The 22,703-nt window shown below is 67.3% G+C and carries 21 protein-coding genes; 9 read left to right on the forward strand and 12 right to left on the reverse strand.

All coding sequences use genetic code 11. From position 1 onward, the window contains the following. Window positions 1-6: 6 nt before the first annotated feature. Window positions 7-1,452 (forward strand): aldehyde dehydrogenase family protein, encoded by a 1,446-nt coding sequence (locus tag C1H66_RS05905; protein ID WP_102626970.1) that lies wholly within the window; start codon window positions 7-9, stop codon window positions 1,450-1,452. Window positions 1,453-1,548: 96 nt separating this feature from the next. On the opposite strand, the gene C1H66_RS05910 is transcribed toward C1H66_RS05905, so the two are convergent. Further along, window positions 1,549-2,019, reverse strand: coding sequence for a periplasmic heavy metal sensor (locus C1H66_RS05910; RefSeq protein ID WP_102626971.1), 471 nt, complete (start codon window positions 2,017-2,019; stop codon window positions 1,549-1,551). Between the two features lie 190 nt (window positions 2,020-2,209). On the opposite strand from C1H66_RS05910, the gene C1H66_RS22820 reads away from it, so the two are divergent. Then, window positions 2,210-2,350: a hypothetical protein gene (locus tag C1H66_RS22820; RefSeq protein WP_170064097.1), complete on the forward strand. Its 141-nt coding sequence runs from the start codon at window positions 2,210-2,212 to the stop codon at window positions 2,348-2,350. Between the two features lie 76 nt (window positions 2,351-2,426). Next, window positions 2,427-2,624 (forward strand): hypothetical protein, encoded by a 198-nt coding sequence (locus C1H66_RS05915; RefSeq protein WP_240618221.1) that lies wholly within the window; start codon window positions 2,427-2,429, stop codon window positions 2,622-2,624. 11 nt (window positions 2,625-2,635) lie between these two features. Here C1H66_RS05915 and C1H66_RS05920 read toward each other — a convergent pair whose 3' ends face one another. Then, window positions 2,636-3,238 carry a DUF938 domain-containing protein gene (locus tag C1H66_RS05920; RefSeq protein ID WP_102626973.1) on the reverse strand — a complete coding sequence of 201 codons (603 nt, stop codon included), beginning with the start codon at window positions 3,236-3,238 and terminating at the stop codon, window positions 2,636-2,638. Window positions 3,239-3,302: 64 nt separating this feature from the next. After that, a complete protein-coding gene (locus C1H66_RS05925; RefSeq protein ID WP_102626974.1) occupies window positions 3,303-3,923 on the reverse strand; it encodes a glutathione S-transferase family protein in 621 nt (206 codons plus the stop codon). 335 nt (window positions 3,924-4,258) lie between these two features. On the opposite strand from C1H66_RS05925, the gene C1H66_RS05930 reads away from it, so the two are divergent. Further along, window positions 4,259-5,575 carry an ABC transporter substrate-binding protein gene (locus C1H66_RS05930; protein WP_170064098.1) on the forward strand — a complete coding sequence of 439 codons (1,317 nt, stop codon included), beginning with the start codon at window positions 4,259-4,261 and terminating at the stop codon, window positions 5,573-5,575. A gap of 95 nt (window positions 5,576-5,670) precedes the next feature. Here C1H66_RS05930 and C1H66_RS05935 read toward each other — a convergent pair whose 3' ends face one another. The 7 genes from C1H66_RS05935 to C1H66_RS05965 form a co-directional block, all read right to left on the reverse strand. Beyond that, on the reverse strand, window positions 5,671-6,873 hold the full coding sequence (locus tag C1H66_RS05935; RefSeq protein WP_240618222.1) for a branched-chain amino acid ABC transporter permease: 1,203 nt from the start codon (window positions 6,871-6,873) through the stop codon (window positions 5,671-5,673). Window positions 6,874-6,879: 6 nt separating this feature from the next. Beyond that, window positions 6,880-7,953 carry a branched-chain amino acid ABC transporter permease gene (locus C1H66_RS05940; RefSeq protein WP_102626976.1) on the reverse strand — a complete coding sequence of 358 codons (1,074 nt, stop codon included), beginning with the start codon at window positions 7,951-7,953 and terminating at the stop codon, window positions 6,880-6,882. A 3-nt stretch (window positions 7,954-7,956) separates the two neighbouring features. Then, window positions 7,957-8,664, reverse strand: a complete 708-nt coding sequence (locus tag C1H66_RS05945) for an ABC transporter ATP-binding protein (protein WP_102626977.1) — start codon at window positions 8,662-8,664, stop codon at window positions 7,957-7,959. After that, window positions 8,645-9,469, reverse strand: coding sequence for an ABC transporter ATP-binding protein (locus tag C1H66_RS05950; RefSeq protein ID WP_102626978.1), 825 nt, complete (start codon window positions 9,467-9,469; stop codon window positions 8,645-8,647). The genes C1H66_RS05945 and C1H66_RS05950 overlap by 20 nt, the downstream gene beginning before the upstream one ends. A 149-nt stretch (window positions 9,470-9,618) precedes the next feature. Continuing rightward, window positions 9,619-10,998, reverse strand: coding sequence for an FAD-binding oxidoreductase (locus C1H66_RS05955; RefSeq protein ID WP_102626979.1), 1,380 nt, complete (start codon window positions 10,996-10,998; stop codon window positions 9,619-9,621). Between the two features lie 15 nt (window positions 10,999-11,013). Next, on the reverse strand, window positions 11,014-11,916 hold the full coding sequence (locus tag C1H66_RS05960) for an alpha/beta fold hydrolase (RefSeq protein WP_102626980.1): 903 nt from the start codon (window positions 11,914-11,916) through the stop codon (window positions 11,014-11,016). Between the two features lie 207 nt (window positions 11,917-12,123). Next, window positions 12,124-12,603 carry a hypothetical protein gene (locus tag C1H66_RS05965; protein WP_102626981.1) on the reverse strand — a complete coding sequence of 160 codons (480 nt, stop codon included), beginning with the start codon at window positions 12,601-12,603 and terminating at the stop codon, window positions 12,124-12,126. A 273-nt stretch (window positions 12,604-12,876) separates the two neighbouring features. Between C1H66_RS05965 and C1H66_RS05970 the strand changes: the two genes are divergently transcribed. Further along, entirely contained in the window at window positions 12,877-13,134 is a 258-nt protein-coding gene (locus C1H66_RS05970; RefSeq protein ID WP_102626982.1) for a DUF4242 domain-containing protein, read from the forward strand. A 13-nt stretch (window positions 13,135-13,147) separates the two neighbouring features. Here C1H66_RS05970 and C1H66_RS05975 read toward each other — a convergent pair whose 3' ends face one another. Next, a complete protein-coding gene (locus C1H66_RS05975) occupies window positions 13,148-16,096 on the reverse strand; it encodes a helix-turn-helix transcriptional regulator (protein ID WP_181423408.1) in 2,949 nt (982 codons plus the stop codon). Between the two features lie 244 nt (window positions 16,097-16,340). On the opposite strand from C1H66_RS05975, the gene hutC reads away from it, so the two are divergent. Continuing rightward, complete coding sequence (gene hutC, locus C1H66_RS05980) at window positions 16,341-17,057, forward strand: histidine utilization repressor (RefSeq protein ID WP_102626984.1); 717 nt, start codon at window positions 16,341-16,343, stop codon at window positions 17,055-17,057. 76 nt (window positions 17,058-17,133) lie between these two features. On the opposite strand, the gene C1H66_RS05985 is transcribed toward hutC, so the two are convergent. Further along, window positions 17,134-18,465: a YjiH family protein gene (locus tag C1H66_RS05985; RefSeq protein WP_102626985.1), complete on the reverse strand. Its 1,332-nt coding sequence runs from the start codon at window positions 18,463-18,465 to the stop codon at window positions 17,134-17,136. 328 nt (window positions 18,466-18,793) lie between these two features. On the opposite strand from C1H66_RS05985, the gene hutI reads away from it, so the two are divergent. The 3 genes from hutI to hutU form a co-directional block, all read left to right on the forward strand. Continuing rightward, window positions 18,794-20,026, forward strand: a complete 1,233-nt coding sequence (gene hutI, locus C1H66_RS05990) for an imidazolonepropionase (protein WP_102626986.1) — start codon at window positions 18,794-18,796, stop codon at window positions 20,024-20,026. Further along, window positions 20,007-20,984, forward strand: a complete 978-nt coding sequence (hutG, locus tag C1H66_RS05995) for a formimidoylglutamase (RefSeq protein WP_240618223.1) — start codon at window positions 20,007-20,009, stop codon at window positions 20,982-20,984. The genes hutI and hutG overlap by 20 nt, the downstream gene beginning before the upstream one ends. A gap of 36 nt (window positions 20,985-21,020) precedes the next feature. Continuing rightward, a partial coding sequence (gene hutU, locus C1H66_RS06000) for a urocanate hydratase (RefSeq protein ID WP_102626988.1) occupies window positions 21,021-22,703 on the forward strand: 1,683 nt, incomplete at its 3' end.

A 22,703-nucleotide genomic window follows, 5' to 3' on the forward strand; every position in this document is an offset into this window, starting at 1 on the left:
GTCACCATGCAACGCCTCGACCAGCAGTTTATCGATAACCATTGGGTGGCCTCCCGGGGCGAACGTCGGCTGCCGGTGACCAACCCCTACACCGAGGCGGTGATCGCCGAGGTCACCGCTGGCCACCCCGCCGATGTGGACGCCGCCGTGGCCGCGGCGCGCCGTGCGCTGCCCACCTGGCGAGCGCGCTCCGGCGCCGAGCGGGCTCACTACCTCGATGGCTTCGCCGACGCCCTGACCCGCCGCCGCGAGGCATTGATGCGCCTCTCGTCCACCAACAACGGCAAGGTACTCGCCGAGGCCGCCATCGACCTGGACGACGCCATCGCCTGCTACCGCTACTACGCCGATCAGGCCCGCGCCCTGGACGCCCGCCAGGGCCGGCCGGTGACCCTGGGGATGGAGGGCGTCGAGGCCCGCTGCTACCACGACCCGGTGGGCGTGGTGGGGCTGATCACCCCCTGGAACTTCCCGCTGGTGACCAGCGCCTGGAAGCTCGCCCCGGCGCTCGCCGCCGGCTGTACCGCGGTACTCAAGCCCTCGGAGGTGACACCGCTGCCCGAGCGGGCCCTGGCCGAGATCGCCCTCGAGATCGGCCTGCCCGCCGGGGTACTCAACCTGCTGCATGGCGACGGCGAGGGCATCGGCGCCCCCCTCGCTGCCCATCCATCCGTCGACAAGGTCTCCTTCACCGGCAGCAACCGGGTCGGCGAAGCGGTGATGCACGCCGCCGCCGAGCGCACCGCCGGGGTGTCGCTGGAGCTCGGCGGCAAGTCGCCGATCCTGGTGATGGACGATGCCGACCCGGAACGGGCCGCCGACTGGGTGATGGCGGGCCTCTACTTCAATGCCGGACAGATCTGCTCGGCGACCTCACGGCTGCTGGTCCACGAGGCCGTGGCCGAACCGCTCTACGCCGCCCTGGCCGAGCGTATCGATGCCCTGGTGCTGGGCGACCCCCTGGCCGAGGGCACCACCATGGGCCCCATGACCAGTGCCCGTCAGCGCGAGGCGGTACAGGGTTATCTCGCCATCGCCGAACAGGAGGGGCTCGCCGCGGTGCGCGACGCCCGCCATCGAGAGCTGCCCGGCCAGGGCTTCTTTCTCGCCCCCACCCTCTATCGCGACGTGCCGGTGGAGAGCCGCCTGTGGCGCGAGGAGATCTTCGGCCCGGTGCTGTGCGGGCGCAGCGTGGACAGCGAAGCGCAGGCCATCCGCCTCGCCAACGACAGCGACTTCGGCCTGGCCGCCACCGTGGTCAGCGGCACTGCCGAGCGAGCCCGACGCATCGGGCGACAGCTCCAGGCCGGCAGCGTCTGGATCAACAGCGAGCAGCTGGTGCTGCCCGAGACCGGTTGGGGCGGTGTCAAGCGCAGCGGCATCGGCCGCGAGCTCGGCCCCTGGGGCCTTGCCGCCTATCTGGAGGTCAAGCACCAGATCGGCGCGGCCTGAGCCACCCCTGCGACAAAAAGCGGCGGCCCACCCGGGCCGCCGCTTCCTCGCGCCGGTCTGTCACCGACCTGCCGCTGCCCGTCACTCGGGCCGAGATTACTGCGGCTGTTGCTGCTGTTGCATCTGCTCCTGCATCTGGCGCATCTGCTCCTGCTGGGCTTCCATCTGCCGCTGCAGCTCGTCGCGCTGCTCCTGGGTCAGGGTGGCCTCGACCCGTGCCTGCATCAGCACGCTCTCGGCCGTCATGTCGCCGGTGAGCTGGCCGAGACGCTCGGCGTCCTGGCGAATGGCGGTCTCGTCGAACTCGGGGCCGACGCTCTCCTGCAGCTGCATCTGGACCTGCTGGGCCTCCCCCTCCAGCGACTGGATGCGGCTCTGGGAGTCGTTGAGCAGGGTGACCAGCTCCTGTTGCTGGTTGTCGTCGAGATCGACCAGTTCATCGAGCTGGCTCACCTGGTCCTCGGCACTGGGGGCCTGCCCCTGCCCCGGGGCCATCTGCTGGGCGAGGGCCGGGGCGGCCAGGGCGAGTGTCAGGGTAGAGACGGCGAGCGACTTGAGTACGGTCATGAAAACTCCATTACTATCAAAGGTATGGCTATCCAGGGCACGGGGACCCTAACCCGTTCTTCCCGGCGATGACACCCCGTGGTGACGGAAGGTGACGTTACCGGCGGCAGCATGCAGCGCGGCGCCGGCGCCGAGGGGGGCTAGAATCATCAGCCCTCCCCGAGACATCACCAGAACCCATCCGTTCACCATGAAATGCCCGGGAACTCGACCGAACGCCGCCAGTGGTACCATCGGGGTGGTCAACCTGCCATCGGTGCCGATGATCATCTACGCGGTGTTCATGCTGCCGGTGGTCCATGTGCCCATCCTGCTGGGCATCTCCGGATGACGCCGACCTGGCCCTTGACGACCACACGGCCGGCCCGCAGGCTGGCCCTATTTCCGACTTCATGAAGGGATTCACCGTGACTCGAGTCAACCGTCTCCTGCTGCCTACCGCCGGCCTGACCCTCGCCCTGCTCGCCGGCTGCACCACCTACACCTTTCCCGACGGCAGCCGCGAGACGCTGTGGGGCACCCCTCCCGAGGACGAAACGAAGCCCCGCGAGGAGCGTCAGGCGGCACCGATCGAGTACCGAGTGCCAGGCGAGATCCCCGAGTGACGGGCGCGGCATCAAGCGCCCTGGCGGAAGACCACGCTGAGGTTGTTGGCGGGCATCTCCACCACGCGGGCGAGGGCTAGCCCCTGGCGCTCGGCCTCGGCCGTCACCGCGCCGAGCTCCCGGATACCCCAGCGCGGATCCCGCGCCCGCAGGTCGGCATCGAAGGCCGCGTTGCTGGGCGCCGTAGGATGCCCTTCGCGCCGGAAGGGCCCGTAGAGATAGAGCACGCCACCTTGCGGCAACCGCTTCCCGGCACAGGCCATCAGTGCCTCGGTGACCGCCCACGGCGAGATGTGCAGGAGATTGATCGCCACCATGGCATCATAGGGGCCGGCCGGGCAGATGATGGACACATCCAGCGCCATGGGCTCATGCAGATTGGCCAGGCCGGCATGGGTCCGCCACGCCTCGATCGACCGGCGCGCATGGGGGTTCGGGTCGCTGGGCTGCCACTCCCAGCCCGGCATGGCCGATGCAAAGTGCACGGCATGCTCGCCGCTACCGCTGGCCACCTCCAGCACCCGGGCCCGTGCGGGCAGAATGGAGGTCAACACCTCGAGAATCGGTTCGCGGTTGCGCGCCGTGGCGGGGCTCTTCAGGCGGGCGTCGGTCATGGGGGAACATCCGGGCAATGGGGTCAGGTGAAGTGTAACGTTCCTGACCCCGCCGGTCCGCGTGCTATCGCTGTTCCGCCATGGCCTTCTCGATGAATGCCTCGCTACGCCGGTGCGCCGGCCGCTCCTTCAGGCCCGCCCAATAGGCCTCGAACTCGGGACGCCTGTCGAGGGTGCCGAACTGCATGCCCCAGCCGATGTGCGAACCGACATACACATCCGCCGCGGTGAAACTGTCGCCCGCGATATACCGCCGGTCCTTGACCGCCATCGCCAGCGTATCGATCACCGTTGCGACGGCACCGCACCCCAACTGCATCTGCTGCTCGGCGGTGGGTCGTACCCCACAACTCTGCAGCGAGATCGCCGTCTCCACCGGGCCGGCGGCGAAGAACAGCCAGCGATAGTAGTCACCACGAGCCGTCGTCTCCGGTGCCAGGCCGGCCTCGGGAAAGGCATCGGCGAGATAGGCACAGATGGCCGCCGCCTCGGTGACCACCACATCGCCGTGCCGGATCGCCGGCACCTTGCCCATGGGGTTGATGGCCAGGTACTCGGGCGACTTCATCGGCGCACCGTACTCGAGGACCTCCAGGCGATAGGGGGCGCCGAGCTCCTCGAGCATCCAGTGCACGATACCGCCCCGCGACATGGGGTTGGTGTAGAAGACGATTTCCTGTTGCATTACTCACTCCTTCGATTCGCTTGGGGTGGCAACAGGATAGACCGTGGCAGCGTCAGATTCCGGCACCCGTGGTTGCAGCCACGCTCCGTGCCACCCTCTGGCCATCAACTGCTGACATTCGATGCACCCCTCATGAACGTCTGCCACTGCCCGGGTGGTCGCCAGAGATCCGGGACCGGAAAGTGGCGGGAGCCACTCCGGCGGACTAGCCTGATTGTCGTCGATCCTGTCGCGATCGACTGCGTACCCGAAGGGATTGTGGGCATGGCAGATGACGGGATCGGCCGACTCCAGCAACCTTTCCGTCAAGGGAGGTAGCAGTCATGACGGCACACATGCGTACGATTTCATCGGCCACCGCTATCGGGGTGGCCGGGCTGACGGCGTTGGCGCTGGCTGTGACACCCAATGCCGCCGTCGCTCAACCTCCGTCGATCACACTGGGCCAGATCGCCCCCTTCACGGGGGCGGGCGCCGAGTTCGGCGAGTACTACCGTGATGGTGTGGCGCTCGGCGTCCAGCACATCAACGCCGCGACCGAGGAGGTGCTCGGCGGCGCCATCATCGGCGACCACATCGCCGAGGACAGCGCGACCCTGCCGAGCCCCGCCATCGAGGCGGCCCGCAGCCTGGTCGAGGTGCGCGGCGTACCGGCCATCATCGGTGGCTGGTCCAGCGGCGTGACGGTCGCGGTGGCGACCTCCGTGACCATTCCTGCTGAGGTGCTACAGATCTCCAATGGCTCGACATCACCGCTGATCTCGGTGCTCCCGGAGGATCGCGACGCCGACCTGCTGTTCCGGACCACGGCGTCCGACGCCCTGCAGGGCGTTGTCGCAGCACAGCTCGCCGCCGGCGAGATCATCGACGACTACCAGTTCGAGAGTGCCGCGACCATCTTCATCAACAATCCCTACGGCCAGGGCCTGTCGAACGCCTTCGCCCATTCTTTCCAGCTTCGCGGTGGCGTGGTCCACGCCCAGGTCCCGCACCCGGAAGAGGTCCAGCCGACCTACACCTCGCAGATCGCCTCGGCGCTGCAGGACGAACCGGACATGCTGTTCGCGGCGAGCTACCCGGCCCATACCGCGACCTTCCTGGCCGAGGCCCGGGACCTCTTCGACCAGGTGGCCTGGCAGTTCGTCGACGGTAACCGTTCCGATGACGTCGTCGAGGCACTCGGTGCCGATACCGTCGAGGGCGTGATCGGCACCGCACCGGGGCAGGACCCGAGCATTCCGGGCTTCCAGCAATTCTCCGAGCAGTTCATGGAGGAGTTCGGGCACGATCGCATCCCGCCATTCACCGAGTCGGCCTACGACGCGGCGATCGTCATCGGCCTGGCGGCGGTCAAGGCGTACGCGGACGGCCACGAGTCTGCCGACGACATCACCGGACCGGTGCTCCGCGACCGCCTGCGTGACGTGGCCAATCCGCCGGGGCAGACCATCCTGGCCGGGGACTACGACAGCCTCGTCGCCGGCATCGAGGCGATCATGGCCGGCGAGGACGTCCAGTACAGCGGCGCGGCCGGACCGGCGAACTTCGACGACAACGGTGACGTGCTGACCCCCATCGCCATCTGGCAGTTCCAGGACGGCGTCAGCGAGACCCTCGAGATCCGCTCCCCGGACGACATCCCGGAGGAGTAGTCGTCGCCCCCCGCGGAGCCCTCATCGAGGGCTCCGCTTCCTTCTGCGGTTAGTGCACCTCGCATGCACTACCCTCGCATGCACTACACCCCGTGTCAGTGCCCGTTGCCGCGCAGGTGGTTGGACACCCGCATCTCCTCCGGCAGCAGCCCCTGGGGGCGGAACAGCACCACGGCGGCCAGCAGCAGCGACACCAGCAGCCAGCGGATGTACTGGGCACGACCGGGCAGGTCCTCGTGAATGAGCGCCAGCAGCGGTTCCAGGGCGTTGGCCAGGAAGGCCGTGCCGGCCCAGACGCCCCACACCAGGATCGCCCCGAGGATGGCGCCGCGGTGGTTGCCGCTGCCCCCTAGCATGAGCATGATCCACACTAGGAAGGTACCGAACAGCGCATGGAAGTGGCTGTAGTCGATGGCCACGGTGTAGTGCGCGTAGAGCGCCCCGGCGATCCCCATGACCACGGCACCGACCACGAAGGCCTGGACCCGGGCGAAGGTGACGTTCTTGCCGTTCATGGCCGCCGAGGACTCCTCGTCGCGCACCGCCCGCAGCATGCGCCCCCACGGCGAGCGACAGGTGCGCTCGAGCACCACGTAGATCAGCGCCAGGAAGGCCGCCACGATCATCAGGTAGAAGGCGGTGTAGTCCCGTGTGCCCAGGGGCTCGATGAGCCACGCCAGCGACTCGGGGAGCCACTCGCAGTGACGGGACTCGAACAGGCAGCGGCCCGGCTGCGGGATGCCGCGCAGCGGCTGGGGCCCATTGGCGAGCCAGCGCTCGTTCTGGAAGATGAGGCGGATGATCTCCGCCACCCCGATGGTGGCGATGGCGAGAAAGTCCAGGCGCAGGCGCAGCACGGGGACGGCGACGACGAAGGCCACCAGCCCCGAGACCACGCCGGCCGCGAGCACCCCGACGAGAAACGGCATCTGCAGCCCGAACAGCACCTGGGTGTACTGGGCCGCCAGGCCGGTGGGCGCCTCGATGGTGAACAGCGCCGAGGTGAAGGCACCCACCGCGAAGAAGCCCGCCACGCCGAAGTTCAGGTGCCCCGTGTAGCCCCACTGGGTATTCAGGCCCAGGCTGAGAATCGCGTAGAGGCTTGCCATGGTCATGAAGCCGATGAAGTAGGACAGGTAGCCCGACGGCACGCTGGCCGCGATGCCCAGGCCGGCGGCAAGCCCCAGCACGATGCCGCCCGGCACCCGCCACCGCACCCCGGGCGGCAGCAGGATCGGCAGGATGCACGCCAGGGCGATTCCCAGCATCAGGCCCTTGAGGAAGATCAACTGGGACATGGCGGATCACCCCTCCGTGCGGCCGAGCAGCCCCTGGGGGCGGATGAGCAGCGTCAGCACCATGAGCACGAACGCCACCGCGGGGCCGTAGGTCGGATCGAGAAATGACGTCGACACCTGGTGGGCAATGCCGATGATCAGCGCCGCACTCAGCGCGCCGTAGGGATTGCCGATGCCCCCCATGATGGTGGCCGCGAACATCGGCAGCAGCAGCCAGAACCCCATCTCCGGCCGGAGCTGCGAGCTCAGGCCGTACATGATGCCGCCGGCGGCGGCGAGCCCGCCACCGAGCATCCAGGTCCAGGCGATGACGCGCTCGGTGTTGATGCCGCGGATCTGGGCGAGATGGGGATTGTCGGCGGTGGCGCGCATCGCCTTGCCCATGCGGGTCCATTCGAGCAGGACATAGACGGCGGCGACCAGCACGAAAGCGAGCACGAGAATGAACAGCTGGTCCGCGCGGACGCGCATGCCGAACGGCAGATAGAGGGCCGGGTTGGCCCGCCCCGGATAGTAGAAGTGGAAATCGGGCCCCCAGATGAGATAGATCATGCTGCGCACGAAGAACGCCATCGCCAGCGAGGCCATGGCGAAGAGCACCAGGTGGGCACCGGTGTTGCGCAGCCGCCGATACACCAGGCGGTCGATGGCGACCGCGACCAGGCCCACCACCGGCATGGCCACGACCAGTGCCACCAGGAACTCGTAGCCGAAGGAGAACGGGCGCAGCGCCTCGCCCTGGGGTAGCAGCGGGACCACCGTGTACGCCACGTAGGCGCCCAGGGTGACCAGGGCCCCGTGGGAGAAGTTGGGGAACTTGAGGACGCCGTAGACCAGCGACAGGCCGATGCTGCCCAGGGCGATGATCCCGCCGAGCATCAGCCCCCAGGCCGTCAGCGCCAGCAGGCGCTGCGCGCTGGCCCCCGCGATCAGGCCGGCGACGTACATGGCGATCAGAATCACCACGAAGGTGCCGACCAGGAAGCCGCGCGTGCGAATGAAGGCACGTAGACGTTCGCCGAGGCGGCGCTCGTCGGCGGGCAGCTCCTGCCCCGGCTTGCGGGTCTCGGATACGGCCATCGGTCATCCCCCCAGGTAGAGGCGAGCCACGTCGGGGTCGGCGAGCAGTTCCTGGCCCGTGCCGTCGTAGCGGTTCTCGCCGTTGGCCAGCACATAGCCCCGGTTCGCCATCTGGAGCGATTTCCTGGCATTCTGCTCGACCATCAGCACGGCCAGGCCGGCGGCATTGATACGGCGAATGTTGTCGAAGATCTCGTCCACCAGCTTGGGCGAGAGGCCGGCCGAGGGCTCGTCCAGCAGCAGCAGGTCCGGCTCCAGCATCAGTGCGCTGCCCATGGCCACCATCTGGCGTTCCCCGCCGGACATCTTGCCCGCGCGTTGCCGCCGGCGTTCACGCAGCCGGGGGAAGAGCTCATAGACCCGCTCCCGGCGCTGCGGGATCTCGCGTTCGTCGAGCAGGTAGGCGCCCATGTCGAGGTTCTCCTCCACCGTCAGGGTGACGAAGACATTGGCGACCTGCGGCACATAGCACAGGCCGAGGGTGACGATCTCGTGGGGCTTGCGGCCGTGGATCGGCTTGTCCCGGTAGGTGATGGTGCCCGACTTCGGGTGCAGCAGCCCGAAGATGGTCTTCATCAGGGTCGACTTGCCCGCCCCGTTCGGCCCGATCAGCGAGACGATCTCGCCGACCTCCACCTCCAGGTCGACCTCGTGGAGGATCTCCATGTCACCGTAGCCGGCGGTGACCCCTTCAGCCTTCAGCAGCGGCATACTGGCCTCCGAGATAGGCTTCCAGGACCCGGGCATCGCGGCGCACCGCCTCGGGCGGGCCTTCCATCAGGTAGCGGCCCTCGCTCATCACGATCACCGGATCGCACAGGCTCATCACCAGGTCCATGTCATGCTCGATGATCAGGAAGGTGATGCCACGCTCGCGGTTGAGCCGCTCGATGTTCTCCTTGAGGCGCCCCATGAGGGTCGGATTGACCCCCGCGCCGGGTTCGTCGAGCAGGACCAGCTTGGGATCCGCCATCAGGGTGCGCGCCAGTTCGAGCAGCTTCTTCTGGCCGCCGGAGAGGTTGCGGGCATATTCGTGGGCCAGGTGCGAGAGATCGAGAAACGCCAGGACCTCCTCGGCGTGTTGCCGGTGCGCCGCTTCCTGCTCACGCACCAGCCCGGGCCGCAGCAGGTTGGCGAAGAAGCGCTCGCCCGCCTGGCCCCGGGGTACCAGCATCAGGTTCTCGAGCACCGACATGCTGGCGTGTTCCCGCGGGATCTGGAAGGTGCGGCACAGCCCGCGCGCGAAGATCCGGTGCGGCGGCAGGCCGGTGATATCCTCGCCATCGAGGTAGACGCGCCCGGCACGGGGTTCATGGTAGCCGGCCACCACATTGAACAGCGTCGTCTTGCCCGCCCCGTTCGGGCCGATCAGGCCGGTGATGGTCCCCTGCCCCACCTTCAGCGTCGCCGCATCCAGGGCGCGCAGCCCACCGAAATCCATGACGAGGTTGCTGACCTCCAGCAGGGGTGTCGCCTCACCGACGTCATCGGTCATTTCCGAGGGGGTGGTAGCCATCCGCAGCGGCTCCGGCAAGGGTCGGAAGGAATCTACACGGGCCTGGAGACATGAATTGACGTTAGCAAAGCGCTGCGGGGGTGTCGAACGAGGTCCGGCATGAAGGAGCGCCGGCTAGCCCACTCGACAAGCGCTCCGGCCGGTGCGTGTTAGCCCACCGGTAATATGTTGTTATTGATCCTGAACAGATTGTCGGGATCGTACTCGGCCTTGATGCGTGCCAACCGCTCGTAGTTGTCGCGATAAGTCGCCCGAACCCGCTCCTGGCCTTCGTCGTTCATGATGAAGTTCACATAGCCGCCGCCGGCGGAGAACGGGTGCAACGCTTCCCAGTACTCCCTGGTCCAGCGGGTGATCCTGTCTCGATTGGCAGGGTCGGGATCGACGCCGACGATGACCTCGGACCACTTCGCTTCACGGTGGCTGAAGGCGGTGTCATGACGCCCGACCCGGTGTACCGCACCGTCGACCGGATACAGGTGCATGGTCGACAGAGGGGTCGGAACCTCCGCATATTCGACATGACGCTCGATGGCCGCATCGCTGAGCTCGGTGACGAAATCGCCACGCCAGTACCACTGCAATCCGGGTTGATAGAGGCCATCGAAGGCGCCCTGCAGCATCGGATAGGGCATCGGCTGAACGCCGTGCAGGGCCGGTTCGGCGGGCTCGTGGACGGCCGCCAGGAGTCGTTCGGCCTCCTCCTCGGGCCCGGTATGGCACCAGACGACGCCGCACATCCGTCTATTGTGCAGGTGCTCGGGAAACGGTGGCGCCGGCGGCACACTCAGGAAGGCGAAGAAGCCGTTCAGCGATTCGGGGGCATTGGTGATGAACTCGCGGTACCAGCGCAGTACGGCGGCCGAGTGTTCCAGTTCCCAGAGCGTCGGGCCGGCGTTCACGATGTTCACCGGATGCAGCTGGAACAGGAACGAGGTCGCCACGCCGAAGTTGCCGCCGCCGCCGCGGATGGCCCAGAACAGCGCCGGATGCTGGGTCTCGCTCACGGTGACGAAACGCCCGTCGGCCAGCACCAGGTCGGCCTCCAGCAGATTGTCGATGGTCAACCCGTACTGACGGCTCAGATGGCCGTGGCCACCGCCCAGGGTGAGCCCCCCCACCCCGGTGGTGGAGATGATGCCGCTGACCGTGGCCAGGCCGAAGGCGTGGGTGGCGTGATCCACATCGCCCCAGGTGCAGCCCCCCTCGACCCGGGCGGTGCGCATGGCGGGATCGATGCGAATGCCACGCAGGGCCGAGAGATCGATCACCAGGCCGTCGTCGCAGCCGCCCAGCCCGGCACCGTTGTGGCCGCCGCCGCGCACCGCCAGGGGCAGCCCCTGCTCGCGGGCGAAATGGACCGCGCGAATCACGTCGGCCACGTTCTCGCAACGGGCGATCAGCCGCGGCCGCTTGTCGATCATGCCGTTGTAGAGCCGGCGGGCCCGCTCGTAGCCGGGATCATCGGCCTGGAGCAATGCGCCGCGCAAGGCAGCCTGGAAGGTATCCCGTGCGGTATCGGCGCTCATGGCAGTGCCCTCCTCTCAATGCTCGGCCAGAAAGTCGAGGATGGCGGCGGTAAAGTCCTCGACGGCATTGAATGTCCCATCGTGATTGACGCCGGGAATCACCCCCAGCTCGGCCTGGGGTTGACACTGCGCCATGGTGTCGGCGACCGACGCATAGTAGACGTCGCTATGCTCCCCCCTCAGGATCAGGGTGGGCTGCTCGAGGGTCGCCAGATCCTCGCAGCTGATGGCGGGCGGTGTCATGGCGACCTGGAGTGGCACTGTGCGGGCGTTATCCAGCCAGATGACGCGCATATATTCGGGTTCCTGCTCGAAACCACCCGGCGACCGCTGAAACACGGCCTCGATAAACAGCTTGGTGGCCTGCTCCGCATCGCCGGCCTCCAGGGCCTCCATGGCAGGACCGTACTTGTTGTTATCTTCAGCGATTGCAGCTTGTATTTCCTCCGGCATCTCGGCGACCAGCGAGGGGACATGCGGTTCATAGTGCACCATGCCACGCACCAGCTCCGGGTGCTCCAGCGCCATCAGCGGAACGATCTGACCACTGTACGACCAACTGACCAGATAGACCGGCCCGGCATCCAGCGCCCGGATAAAGGCGGCCAGATCGGCGGCATGGGTCTCGCTGGAGAACTGCTCGCCGTCGTCCGGCCAGGGCTCGGTGCCGAAATAGCGCTTGGTATAGCTGATAAAGCGGTGCTCGCGGGCGATGGCCTCGCGGTACGGCTCCCAGACCCGGTGATCGGCGATCGTGGCGGGCACGAACACGACGGGGTTGCCTTCGCCCTGGTCGACATAGGGCAGCGTGACGCCATTGACCTCGACGGTGCGGGTCTGCTCGGAGGACACAGCGGCCGATGACACGGCAAGCGCCAGGGCAGCCGTCACAAACGGAAAAGTCAACCATCGGCACATGACACTCTCCCCTTCGATCCAATCGATCGATCATTTATTACAGGAGCAGTCTAGAGTGCGATGTCGGGAGACCACATCGACAAGGTTGACTATTCTCGAGCCGGCAGCCAATCGGAAGAATAGTCAGAATTGACTATCGCAACGCGAATCCAGCGACATACACGGCCTTCTGAAGGCCGCGTATATCGCTGGAGACTCTTGACCCGATCATTCACCGATGACTGCGCTTCCTGGCCCACCGGCGGTAAGCTGAGGGACAGGCTCATCGATCGCTAGCTCCTGGCCGCGGGGACAGAGGACCAGGCGCTGTAGCGGGGTCGGATAGGCATCCTCGTTCCCACTGCACCGCTGTGCATAGGCCGGCGCCTCCGGCTCGCCCACCATGACCACTGAGCCGGCGTCATTACGGACGCTGAATTGCACCGGCAGACCGCGCTCGATCAGTGACAATGTATAGCGCTGGCCAGGCTCGAGGTAGGCGATATGACGCATCAGCACCTCCTCTTCACCCACCCAGGTGGTGACGACTTCATAGCCAGCACCTCTCTCGGCGTAATACATCACCGCGCGTTGCTCATCACCTCCCAGTCGATAGGCATGGATGGGTTTCAATATCTGCTCGGCGGCCACCCCGAAGGCAAGTAGCAAAGCGATAACCATGGCACAGATGACAGTAATAGTTTTCATGGCATTACTCTCCTAAGTCTTGATCTCACATCCGCACTGGACGTGTAAATCAAGCCTAGGGGGCGGCCATCTTCGGCACATCGACAGAACTGATCATTTTCATGGCGCGTATCCGATCGCTCGAATGGTCAGGCTTGACCATCGAGTCGAGCCATGACGAACGCTCACCCGTCACACGGATATCCGAGCGGGTGTTGCAAGACCCCTACTCCAAGATTGGCCTATAGTGAAAAAGCCATTCACACTTTATCTCCCCCTATGGAGGAATAATCCATGCCCCTGTTTCTTATCGAGCGAAACTTCGCCGAACAGCTCGAATTCACCACCGACTCGGTAAGGGAAGTCACCGAAATCAATCAGGAGATCGGAGTCCACTGGTTGTTCTCCTTTCTGAGCTCCGACAAGAAGAAAACCTACTGCCTCTACGAAGCCCCGGATCCCGAGGCCATCCGCGAGGCAGCGAGGCGAGCCGGGGTACCGGCCGACGTGATCATCGAGGTCGATCAGATCAACCCCTCGGCCTTCCTCTGAAAGAATTACCCGCCTACTTTTCTACCAGGCCATGCCGGATGGCATAGGCCGCCGCCTCGGTGCGATTGGCGGTGTTGGTCTTGGCCAGGATGTTTCGTACATGATTGGCGACGGTATTGGGGCTGACAAATAGCCGTTCGGCCACCTGACGGTTGCTGCGCCCTGCGGCGAGCAACTTCAGCACCTGTACCTCGCGCCGGCTCAAGCCATCCGGAAAGACCGGTCGGGTCGAGAGTGTTTCCCGTAGCACATCACAGCGCCGTGCCAACACCTCCATGCCGAGCCCGCGTGCAGCCAGCAACGCCGCTTGCTCCAGTGCCCGCGCCGGCTCGGTTTGCTTGCGTTGCGCCAGCAAACGGGCGTACTGGTATCGATCGTGGGCCAGCCAGGGCCATCCCCCGGTGCGTTCATCCATGGCCAGTGCGGCCTGGAAGTGGCGTTCGGCGGTGTCCCACTGCTTCAGGGTAACCGCCAGCATACCGAGAAACCGGTCTGCCGAACCGTAGCAGACGGTATGGGCGCCGGAGACGATGTTGCGGCCGCCATAGGGCAGCAGATAGCGGTACAGGGTGGTGGCATACCCGGCCTCGTCGAGACGGGCACAGACTTCTGCCAGGTAGGTGATACTGGTCGACCACATGGCATCGCGGGCAACGGCCTTGAGCTCATCGGTCATGAGGTACTTGAGCTCGATTCGCGCCTCCTCCATCAGTTCCAGGTCGGCGTACAGCACGGCCAGCCCCGGTCGCCATGCCGCCGTCTCGGGAGAATTCCGCACGAAATGGCTCAGCACCGGCTGGAGCTCGCCCAGCCGGCCCTGCTCCCGGCGCAAGGTAAACATCTGCATGCCGAACACGCCCTCGGCATGGTCCGGGGAAAAGCGTCGGCCCACGATCAGGTTTTCCCGCGCTTGCTGCTCGGCCTCGGCGAAGCGCCCCCGATGAGTGGTCAACATGGCCTGGGCACACAGGCCGACGGCCTGCAGAAAGGGCTGTCGCCAGGCATTGGCCACCCGCTGGTGCAGTTCGAGCACGGCCCGGGCGCTGTCGATATCGCCGTATTCCATCAGATCCCCGATGTACCAGCCGGTCATGTAACCGACCGCCCATTCCGGGTGCCCCGCCCGGGACACCAGCTCGAGAGCCTCGCGTGCTGCGGCCAGGCGCTCATCCAGGTGTTCCGGCCACGAGCGTGCCGGAACGATGGCGCTGAGTGCCTCGAACAGGGTGAGTGGATCACCTAGCCGGCGCGCCAGCCGGGTCGCCTGTTGGAACGCCGCATGGGCGGCCTGGGGCCGGTCGCAGTAGATATTGGCCCGACACAGCGCCGCCAGCAGCTCGGCCCGCAGACGCTCCGTCGATGGGTCCAGGGCCGCCAATGCTTCCTCCAGCAGGGCTACTGCCTGTTCGCCGTGACGACCGATCCGACAGCCAACGCGCTCGAAGCCGATTGCGGCTCGGGCCAGCATGGCAACGGCCCACTCGGCGGCCGGGCCCGCATGGCGTGCCAGCTCCGCGGCCTGGCCGAAGATGATCAGGGATTCATCGGCACGCCCGCCGGCCCGGTTCCGCGCTTCCGCCAGTGCCAGCAGCAAGCAGCAGCCGCGCTCGCTGTCTTGTGGCAGGTACAGCTCCTGCAGTTGCAGGGCCAGATGGTAGAAATGCACCGCCTCCTCGTAGGCCAGCAGCGTATCGGCCCGGGCGCCGGCCCGTTGGGCATAGTCGATCGCCGTTTCGGCCGTGCCGGCAGGGGCGGCCTCGGCAAAATGGTGGGCGAGCTCCGGCAGACGGGTCGGTAGATCGTGACGGTGCAGCGTTTCCAGCCGCTCACCGGCCTGTCGATGCAGGCGCATTCGTCGGGTGGTCGACAGCTCCTCGTACAGGGTTTCCCGAACCAGGGCGTGACTGAACTGGAAGCGGCCCGGTTGCGGCAGCGCCTCGACGATGTGCGCCTCCAGCGCCTCGTCCAGGATATCCATCAACTCGGCATCCGGCAGCGCCAAGCCGGCCAACAGCTCGAGTTCGAAGCGCCGGCCGATCACCGCCGCCATGCCCAGCAAGCGGTTGCAATCGCGCGACAGCCGGTTCAAGCGCTGTCCGATGATCTCGCGGATGCCGGCCGGGATGCGTGGCACCACCCCGTCCGCGGGCAGGCCTTCCTGCAACAGGTGGCGGGACAGCTCACGCATGAACAGCGGATTGCCTTCGCTGTGCTGGTATATCGCTGTCGCGACGGCGGTCAGCGGGAGGGTCCCGGCCAGCGAGCCGAGGAACCGTTCGGTTTCATCGCGTGACATGCCGCTCAGCGGCAGGCGCCGGCAGTGGGGCAGACGGGACAGTGCACCGAGGGTATCGGACAACGGATGCTGACGGCTCAGCTCGATGTCACGAAAGCTGCCGAGCAACAGCAGAGGGCTGGCCGCGATCTCCCGGGCCAGGAATTCCAGCAGCTTGAGCGAGGCGGTATCGGCCCAGTGCAGGTCGTCCAGAATCAGCACCAGGGGCTGGTGCCTTGCGGCCTGTTGCCAGAACCGCGTGAGGGTATCGAGCAGCCGAAAGCGGGCCTGGGCAGGATCCTCGATGGGCGGCGGTTCTATCAGGTCAGGCAGGCGCTGCCGGAGTTCCGGTAGCAGTTCGGCGATCACACCGGCATCGCTGCCCGGAATTTCACCCGACAGGGCCGAGTCGGCCTCCTCCAGCCAGCCGCGCAGTAGCTGCAGCCAGGGCCAGTACAGCGGGGCGCCCGGCTCCTCGTAGCAGCGGCCCCAGCACACCCGCATCCCCTGCTGCTCGGCCCGAGTGGCAAATTCCTGGGCGGTGTGCGTCTTGCCTATGCCCGGGTCACCGCTGAGCAGCATGAGCTGCCCCTGCCCGGCGCAGCTCTGCTGCATCGCGGCCTCGAGGGCGGCCAGCTCGGCCTGGCGGCCGATGAAGCTGGTCTGGGGCACCACGAGGCATGCCAAGGCCGCGCCGCATTCGTCACAGAACGCCGCCTCTTCACGATTGACCCAACCACAGTGGTGACACCGCATGATGTCGCTCGCAGAGCTGAACGATCATTTGTCTTGTCAGCCTAGCTTAACCACACCCCGCGGGGTCGCCCCAAGTTCGACCAGGCATCGCACGGGATGCCGGGGCGCCCCGCTGCGGGTAAACTGGATGCGTCGTCCCCCCCTCCACTCCCGGCGAAAGGATTCAGCGCAACTCATGGGCAGCTCTCCCCCCCTCTACCTGCAGATTCAGCAGCACCTGCTGGAGAAGATCCAGGGCGGCGACTGGCCGGCCCATCACCAGATTCCACCTGAGGAGCAGCTGGCGCGGGACTTCGGCGTCAGCCGCATGACCGCCAACAAGGCGATCCGCGATCTGGTGCAGCAGGGCTACCTGACCCGCCAGCCGGGGCTCGGCACCTTCGTCACCGACCGCAAGGCCGAGTCGTCGTTGGTGGAGGTCCACAACATCGCCGAGGAGGTGCGCAGCCGCGGGCACGACTACGACAACGACGTGCTGCGCCGTGAAGCCATCGCGGCCGACGACGAGGTGGCGCTGCGCCTCGGGGTGCGCCTGGGCACCCAGGTCTTTCATACGCTGATCGTGCATCGCGAGAACGGCGTACCGATCCAGCTCGAGGATCGCTACGTCAACCCGCGCTGGGTGCCGGCGTATCTCGACACCGACTTCTCCCGGCACACCCCCAACGAGGTGCTGGTGGCGGCCTGCCCGATCACCGATATCGAGCACGTGGTCGAGGCCGTGCTGGTCGACGCCGCCACCGCCCGCCACCTGGACACCGACGTCACCCGTCCCTGCCTGAGCATGATCCGCCGCACCTGGTCCGGCGAGAGCCTGATCAGTTATGCGCGGCTGATCCATCCCGGCGAGCGCTACAAGCTGCGCTCCTCGGTGCATCGCCAGTCATCCTGATCGCTCCCCATGCGACAGCGAGGCCGGGAATTCCCCGGCCTCGCTGCCTCTTTCCCGCTCCGGTTTCCGGCGGGCGTCAGCCACCACCCAGCGCCTGGGCCAGGTACCCCGCCGGCACCGCGAGCAGCAGGCTCAGCGCCACGCGGATGAACCAGATCACCACGATACGTCCCACCGAGAGCGGAATGCTGGTGGAGAGGATGCAGGGAATCGACGCCGAGAAGAACAGCACCGCGGAGACCGACACCACCCCGGCGGCGAAGCGTGCCACGAAGTCGGCTTCCGCCATCAACAGCGCCGGCAGGAACATCTCGGCGAGCCCCGAGGCGGACGCCTGGGCGAGGGCCGCCGCGTCGTCCAGCCCCCAGATCGCCACGAAGGGATAGAAGAGCCAACCGAGCCATTCGAACAGCGGCGTGTACTTGGCGATCACCAGCCCCGCGAGCCCCACCGACATGATCGACGGCAGGATACTGATCGCCATCACCAGCCCTTCGCGCACGTTGAGCGCCACGCTCGCGGGCAGGCTGGGCGCCTTGGCGGCCACGCCCAGCCCGGTGCGCCAGGCGGTGGAGAAGCGCTTGCCCGGCACCGCCTCGGGCTCACCATCACGCTTGGTGTCGTCCATGCCGGAGAGCGGCGGCAGGCGCACGGTGATCGCCGTGACGATGAAGGTGATCACCAGCGTCAACCAGAAGTAGAGGTTCCACACGTCCATCAGATCTAGCGTACGCGCCACGATGATCATGAAGGTGGCCGAGACCGTGGAGAAGCCGGTGGCGATGATCGCAGCCTCCCGCGCCGAGTACTGCCCCGCCTGGTAGACCCGGTTGGTGATCAGCAGGCCGATGGAGTAGCTGCCGACGAACGACGCCACGGCGTCGATGGCGCTGCGCCCCGGGGTACGCCAGATCGGCCGCATCACCGGTTGCACCAGCACGCCGATCAGCTCCAGCAGGCCGTAGCTGATCAGCAGTGCCAGGAAGACCGCACCGATCGGCACGATCAGTCCCACCGGAATCACCAGCTTGTCGAACAGGAAGGGCAGCATGTCCGGCTCATGGAGGAACCCCGGCCCCCAGCCGGTCAGCGCCATCAGCGCCGCGACCACCCCGGCGATCTTGAGCACCGTGAAGATGCGCTCGGTGAGGTTGCGCCGCCAGTAGCCCTTGAGCAGTGGATAGGCGGCGCCCGCCACGATCAGCGCCAGGGCATAGAAGCCGCTGGCATCGCCCAGCAGCGCGCGCGCCCCGGTGACCATGTGGTCGAGCAGGATGGTGGTGCGGTCGTTGAGGGTGACCGGCACGAAGAAGATCACGATGCCCAGTGCGCTGGGCACGAACAGCTTCAACACCGTGGTGAGTGATGGGCGACGGGTGATGTCCGTCGCCTGCTCCTGGCTTGCCATGGGGGGAGTTCCTCCCTCTCGTTGTGATGTGGAGTGATGCTTCGCCTGACCGCCTGACCATGTATATACAATGACCCGTGCAACGATGCCAATCCCGACACCCTCCCCTGCCCTATACTTTAGTCGCAATCCATCGCTCACCGCTTCTGACCAATCGCCGAGAATACCCGGTTTAAACGATACATATCATATGGTTGTCTGGGTATAACGAGTTATCCGCGGGCCCGGCGCCAAGGGCGTCATCCGCCTGCCCCGGCCGCGGGGTTGACGCCGCCTCTCTGATCCACTAAATGTATATACAAATATAACGCTACCGCAGGAGGCCCCGATGGCAGGCAACCCGAAGACACCCGGACTCTGGCGCGACGTCGTCCTCTTCGATGGGCACGACACCCGGGCCGAGCCCATGGCCGTCGTCGTCGAGGATGACCACATCTCCCGGGTGATGCCGATGACCGAGCTCGACCGCGACGTCGCCGCCGGCTGCCGGGAGATGGGGCGCGGCGGGGTGATGACTCCCGGGCTGGTGGACTGCCACACCCACCTGGTGTTCGGCGGCTCCCGGGCCGACGAGTTCGAGCAGCGACTGGAGGGCGTCAGCTACGAGGAGATCGCCCGTCGCGGCGGCGGCATCCTCAGCACGGTACGCGCCACCCGCGCGGCCAGCGAGGACGAGCTGTTCACGCAGGCCAGGCCGCGCCTGCAGGCGCTGATGGCCGAGGGCGTCACCAGCGTGGAGATCAAGTCCGGCTACGGGCTCACCGTCGCCGACGAGCTGAAGATGCTGCGGGTGGCCCGCCGCCTGGGTGAGTCCCTGCCGGTACGGGTGGTCACCACCCTGCTCGGCGCCCACGCCCTGCCCCCGGAATACCGGGACGACAGCGACGCCTATATCGAGCTGGTCTGCCGGGAGATGATCCCGGCCGCCGCCGAGCAGGGCCTGGCCGATGCGGTGGACGTCTTCTGCGAGAAGATCGCCTTCTCGGTGGCCCAGTGCGAGCGGGTCTTCGAAGCGGCCGAGGCCCACGGCCTGCCCGTCAAGGCCCACGCCGAGCAGCTCTCGAACCTGGGTGGCAGCACCATGGCGGCGCGGCACGGGGCGCTCTCGGCCGACCATATCGAGTACCTGGACGAAGCCGGCGTGGCGGCCCTGCGCGAGGCGGGTAGCGTCGCGGTGCTGCTGCCCGGCGCCTTCCATACCCTGCGCGAGACCCGCCTGCCGCCCATCGAGGCGCTGCGCGAGGCCTCCGTGCCCATGGCCATCGCCACCGATGCCAATCCCGGCAGCTCGCCGCTCTTCCACCCGACGCTGATGCTCAACTTCGCCTGCACCCTGTTCCGCCTCACCCCGCGCGAGGCCCTGGCCGGCATGACCGCCCACGGCGCCCGTGCCCTGGGCCTTCACGGGCAGGGCCTGGGCCGGATCGAGGCAGGCGCCCCGGCGGACCTCTGCTGGTGGGACGCCGAATCCCCCGCCGCCCTGGCCTATGCCGTGCAGCCCGGGCGCCTGCGTCAACGCATCTTCAATGGGGAGGTGACCCATGACTCTGCACATGCTTGACCCCATCGACATGTCGCCCTGGGCCGGTCGCGAGGATCCCGAGCCCGACAGCCCGCGCTGGCATCAGGTCGTCGAGCCCCTGACGGTGGGCAGCCCCGTCGGGGTGGCGCTGCTCGGCTTCGCCTGCGACGCCGGCGTGGCCCGCAACCAGGGCCGCATCGGCGCCGCCGGCGGTCCCCGGGCCATCCGCAAGGCGCTGGCCAACCTGGCCTGGCACCGCCGGGCGCCGGCCCATGACGCCGGCGACGTGGTCTGTCACGGCCACGGCGGCGACGACGGCATGGAGACCGCCCAGCGGCGCCTCGCCGAGTGCCTGGCCACCCTGCTGGCGGCCGGCCACCTGCCCATCGTGCTGGGCGGCGGCCATGAGGTGGCCTTCGGCAGTTGGTCGGGGCTGGCGCGTCATCTCGAGGCCCGGAGCAGCGGCAATGGCGTACCGACCATCGGCATCGTCAACCTCGACGCCCACTTCGATCTGCGCGACCCGTCTCGGCTGTGCTCCTCCGGCACCCCCTTCGCCCAGATCGCCGGCGAGTGCGAGGCCCGCGGCTGGCCCTTCCGCTACGCCTGCCTGGGCGTGAGCCGCGCCGCCAACACCCGGGCGCTGTTCAAGCGCGCCGCCGACCTCGAGGTGCTGGTCCGCGAGGATCACGAGATCACCTCGACGAGCCTCGGCGCCATCGGCGACGAGTTGGACGCCTTCATCGCCGGGTGCGACCACCTCTACCTGACCATCGACCTGGACGTACTGCCCGCCGGCGAGGCCCCCGGCGTCAGTGCCCCGGCCGCCCACGGCGTAGCGCTTCCCCTGCTCGAGCGGCTGGTCGAGCGGGTGCGCGACAGCGGCAAGCTGCGCCTGGCCGACGTCGCCGAACTCAACCCCAGCCTCGATATCGATGGCCGCACCGCCAAGGCGGCGGCGCGGCTGATCCACCAGCTGACCCTGGACGCCAGCTGAGCCCGACACCTCCACCACACCAGACAGGAGACCCAAATGACCGTCCGTCAGCCCCTCGACCCGCGCCATGATCCGTCCCGCCGGATCGCCGCCCCCACCGGTAGCGAGCGCAGCTGCAAGAGCTGGCTCACCGAGGCCCCCCTGCGCATGCTGATGAACAACCTCCACCCCGACGTGGCCGAGCGCCCCGAGGACCTGGTGGTCTACGGCGGCATCGGCCGCGCCGCCCGCGACTGGCAGTGCTTCGACACCATCGTCGAGACCCTCAAGCGCCTGGAGGACACCCAGACCCTGCTGGTCCAGTCCGGCAAGCCGGTGGGGGTGTTCGAGACCCACAAGGACGCCCCGCGGGTGCTGATCGCCAACTCCAACCTGGTGCCGGCCTGGGCCAACTGGGAGCACTTCAACGAGCTCGACCGCAAGGGCCTGATGATGTATGGCCAGATGACCGCCGGCTCGTGGATCTACATCGGCTCCCAGGGCATCGTCCAGGGCACCTACGAGACCTTCGTCGAGGCCGGGCGCCAGCACTACGCCGGCGACCTCAGCGGCCGCTGGATCCTCACCGCCGGCCTGGGCGGCATGGGCGGTGCCCAGCCCCTGGCGGCGAGCCTGGCCGGCGCCTGTTCGCTGAACATCGAGTGCCAGCAGTCGCGCCTCGACTTCCGCCTGCGCACCCGCTACCTGGACGAGCAGGCCACCGACCTGGATGACGCACTCAAACGCCTCGAGCGCTACACCGCAGAGGGCCAGGCGGTCTCCATCGGGCTGTGCGCCAACGCCGCCGATATCCTCCCCGAGCTGGTCAGGCGCGGCGTGCGCCCCGACATGGTCACCGACCAGACCAGCGCCCACGACCCGCTGCACGGCTACCTGCCGTCGGGCTGGACCTGGGATGAGTACGTGGCGCGCGGCAAGAGCGAGCCCGAGGCGGTGGTCAAGGCCGCCAAGCAGTCCATGGCGGTGCACGTCCAGGCCATGCTCGACTTCCAGGCGCTGGGCGTGCCGACCTTCGACTACGGCAACAACATCCGCCAGATGGCCCAGGAGGAAGGGGTCGAGAACGCCTTCGCCTTCCCCGGCTTCGTGCCGGCCTATATCCGCCCGCTGTTCTGCCAGGGCATCGGTCCCTTCCGCTGGGCGGCGCTCTCCGGCGACCCGGAGGACATCTACAGGACCGACCAGAAGGTCAAGGAGCTGATCCCCGACGACCCGCACCTGCACAACTGGCTGGACATGGCCCGCGAGCGAATCAGCTTCCAGGGGCTGCCGGCGCGGATCTGCTGGGTGGGCCTCAAGGATCGCGCCCGCCTCGGCCAGGCCTTCAACGAGATGGTCGCCAGTGGCGAGCTCAAGGCGCCCATCGTCATCGGCCGCGACCACCTGGACTCCGGCTCGGTGGCGAGCCCCAATCGCGAGACCGAGGCGATGCGGGACGGCAGCGACGCCGTCTCCGACTGGCCGCTGCTCAACGCCCTGCTCAACACCGCCGGCGGCGCGACCTGGGTCTCGCTGCACCACGGCGGCGGGGTGGGCATGGGCTACTCCCAGCACGCCGGGGTGGTGATCGTCGCCGACGGCACGGATGACGCCCACGCCCGCCTGGGCCGGGTGCTGCGCAACGACCCGGCCACCGGGGTGATGCGCCACGCCGACGCCGGCTACGCGATCGCCAAGACCTGCGCCCGCGAGAACGATCTCGACCTGCCGATGCTCGAT

Origin of the sequence: Halomonas heilongjiangensis, from assembly GCF_002879645.1 — a bacterium.
Taxonomy (GTDB): domain Bacteria; phylum Pseudomonadota; class Gammaproteobacteria; order Pseudomonadales; family Halomonadaceae; genus Halomonas; species Halomonas heilongjiangensis.